Annotated in this window: 2 tRNA genes and 1 rRNA gene; all 3 read left to right on the top strand. The window is 51.3% G+C overall.

The features are described from left to right. Nucleotides 1-7: 7 nt before the first annotated feature. The 3 genes from NTD84_RS09170 (at nucleotide 8) to NTD84_RS09160 (ending at nucleotide 3318) form a co-directional block, all read left to right on the top strand. A tRNA-Ile gene (locus NTD84_RS09170) sits at nucleotides 8-84 on the top strand. 30 nt (nucleotides 85-114) lie between these two features. Continuing rightward, nucleotides 115-190: transfer RNA gene (locus NTD84_RS09165), tRNA-Ala, on the top strand. A 236-nt stretch (nucleotides 191-426) separates the two neighbouring features. Continuing rightward, nucleotides 427-3318: ribosomal RNA gene (locus NTD84_RS09160) — 23S ribosomal RNA — on the top strand. Nucleotides 3319-3410 lie beyond the last annotated feature (92 nt).

Below are 3410 nucleotides of genomic sequence, written 5' to 3'. Positions count from 1 at the left end.
CGAAATTGGGTCTGTAGCTCAGTTGGTTAGAGCGCACCCCTGATAAGGGTGAGGTCGGCAGTTCGAATCTGCCCAGACCCACCAATTTTGTGTGGGAAACGCCTGTAGAAATACGGGGCCATAGCTCAGCTGGGAGAGCGCCTGCCTTGCACGCAGGAGGTCAACGGTTCGATCCCGTTTGGCTCCACCACTTACTGCTTCTGTTGTTCGAAAGCTTAGAAATGAGCATTCCATCGTGACGATGGTGAATGTTGATTTCTAGTCTTTGGCTAGATCGTTCTTTAAAAATTTGGGTATGTGATAGAAAGATAGACTGGATGGCACTTTCACTGGTGTTGTTCAGGCTAAGGTAAAATTTGTGAGTTTAATCGCGAATTTTCGGCGAATGTCGTCTTCACAGTATAACCAGATTGCTTGGGGTTATATGGTCAAGTGAAGAAGCGCATACGGTGGATGCCTTGGCAGTCAGAGGCGATGAAAGACGTGGTAGCCTGCGAAAAGCTTCGGGGAGTCGGCAAACAGACTTTGATCCGGAGATGTCTGAATGGGGGAACCCACCTAACATAAGTTAGGTATCTTAAGCTGAATACATAGGCTTAAGAAGCGAACCAGGGGAACTGAAACATCTAAGTACCCTGAGGAAAAGAAATCAACCGAGATTCCCTTAGTAGTGGCGAGCGAACGGGGACTAGCCCTTAAGTGGCTTTGAGATTAGCGGAACGCTCTGGAAAGTGCGGCCATAGTGGGTGATAGCCCTGTACGCGAAAATCTCTTGGCCATGAAATCGAGTAGGACGGAGCACGAGAAACTTTGTCTGAATATGGGGGGACCATCCTCCAAGGCTAAATACTACTGACTGACCGATAGTGAACTAGTACCGTGAGGGAAAGGCGAAAAGAACCCCGGAGAGGGGAGTGAAATAGATCCTGAAACCGTATGCGTACAAGCAGTGGGAGCCCACTTTGTTGGGTGACTGCGTACCTTTTGTATAATGGGTCAGCGACTTATTTTCAGTGGCGAGCTTAACCGAATAGGGGAGGCGTAGCGAAAGCGAGTCTTAATAGGGCGTCTAGTCGCTGGGAATAGACCCGAAACCGGGCGATCTATCCATGGGCAGGTTGAAGGTTGGGTAACACTAACTGGAGGACCGAACCGACTACCGTTGAAAAGTTAGCGGATGACCTGTGGATCGGAGTGAAAGGCTAATCAAGCTCGGAGATAGCTGGTTCTCCTCGAAAGCTATTTAGGTAGCGCCTCATGTATCACTGTAGGGGGTAGAGCACTGTTTCGGCTAGGGGGTCATCCCGACTTACCAAACCGATGCAAACTCCGAATACCTACAAGTGCCGAGCATGGGAGACACACGGCGGGTGCTAACGTCCGTCGTGAAAAGGGAAACAACCCAGACCGTCAGCTAAGGTCCCAAAGTTATGGTTAAGTGGGAAACGATGTGGGAAGGCTTAGACAGCTAGGAGGTTGGCTTAGAAGCAGCCACCCTTTAAAGAAAGCGTAATAGCTCACTAGTCGAGTCGGCCTGCGCGGAAGATGTAACGGGGCTCAAACCATACACCGAAGCTACGGGTATCACTTAGGTGATGCGGTAGAGGAGCGTTCTGTAAGCCTGTGAAGGTGAGTTGAGAAGCTTGCTGGAGGTATCAGAAGTGCGAATGCTGACATGAGTAACGACAATGGGTGTGAAAAACACCCACGCCGAAAGACCAAGGTTTCCTGCGCAACGTTAATCGACGCAGGGTTAGTCGGTCCCTAAGGCGAGGCTGAAAAGCGTAGTCGATGGAAAACAGGTTAATATTCCTGTACTTCTGGTTATTGCGATGGAGGGACGGAGAAGGCTAGGCCAGCTTGGCGTTGGTTGTCCAAGTTTAAGGTGGTAGGCTGGAATCTTAGGTAAATCCGGGATTCTAAGGCCGAGAGCTGATGACGAGTGTTCTTTTAGAACACGAAGTGGTTGATGCCATGCTTCCAAGAAAAGCTTCTAAGCTTCAGGTAACCAGGAACCGTACCCCAAACCGACACAGGTGGTTGGGTAGAGAATACCAAGGCGCTTGAGAGAACTCGGGTGAAGGAACTAGGCAAAATGGCACCGTAACTTCGGGAGAAGGTGCGCCGGTGAGGGTGAAGGACTTGCTCCGTAAGCCCATGCCGGTCGAAGATACCAGGCCGCTGCGACTGTTTATTAAAAACACAGCACTCTGCAAACACGAAAGTGGACGTATAGGGTGTGACGCCTGCCCGGTGCCGGAAGGTTAATTGATGGGGTTAGCTAACGCGAAGCTCTTGATCGAAGCCCCGGTAAACGGCGGCCGTAACTATAACGGTCCTAAGGTAGCGAAATTCCTTGTCGGGTAAGTTCCGACCTGCACGAATGGCGTAACGATGGCGGCGCTGTCTCCACCCGAGACTCAGTGAAATTGAAATCGCTGTGAAGATGCAGTGTATCCGCGGCTAGACGGAAAGACCCCGTGAACCTTTACTATAGCTTTGCACTGGACTTTGAATTTGCTTGTGTAGGATAGGTGGGAGGCTTTGAAGCGTGGACGCCAGTTCGCGTGGAGCCAACCTTGAAATACCACCCTGGCAACTTTGAGGTTCTAACTCAGGTCCGTTATCCGGATCGAGGACAGTGTATGGTGGGTAGTTTGACTGGGGCGGTCTCCTCCTAAAGAGTAACGGAGGAGTACGAAGGTGCGCTCAGACCGGTCGGAAATCGGTCGTAGAGTATAAAGGCAAAAGCGCGCTTGACTGCGAGACAGACACGTCGAGCAGGTACGAAAGTAGGTCTTAGTGATCCGGTGGTTCTGTATGGAAGGGCCATCGCTCAACGGATAAAAGGTACTCCGGGGATAACAGGCTGATACCGCCCAAGAGTTCATATCGACGGCGGTGTTTGGCACCTCGATGTCGGCTCATCACATCCTGGGGCTGAAGCCGGTCCCAAGGGTATGGCTGTTCGCCATTTAAAGTGGTACGCGAGCTGGGTTTAGAACGTCGTGAGACAGTTCGGTCCCTATCTGCCGTGGACGTTTGAGATTTGAGAGGGGCTGCTCCTAGTACGAGAGGACCGGAGTGGACGAACCTCTGGTGTTCCGGTTGTCACGCCAGTGGCATTGCCGGGTAGCTATGTTCGGAATAGATAACCGCTGAAAGCATCTAAGCGGGAAACTAGCCTCAAGATGAGATCTCACTGGGACCTTGAGTCCCCTGAAGGGCCGTCGAAGACTACGACGTTGATAGGTTGGGTGTGTAAGCGCTGTGAGGCGTTGAGCTAACCAATACTAATTGCCCGTGAGGCTTGACCATATAACACCCAAGCAATTTGCAGGCTTGAAGCTGAAAAGCGACAGAGCACCAGATTGCGGTGTGTGAAGACGAAACGAACCGAAAGTTCGAGA

This window comes from Pseudomonas sp. 14P_8.1_Bac3, from assembly GCF_025466085.1.
GTDB lineage: Bacteria > Pseudomonadota > Gammaproteobacteria > Pseudomonadales > Pseudomonadaceae > Aquipseudomonas.
Note: the sequence above shows the minus strand (reverse complement) of the source record. Positions and strands in the feature narration are given on the sequence as shown.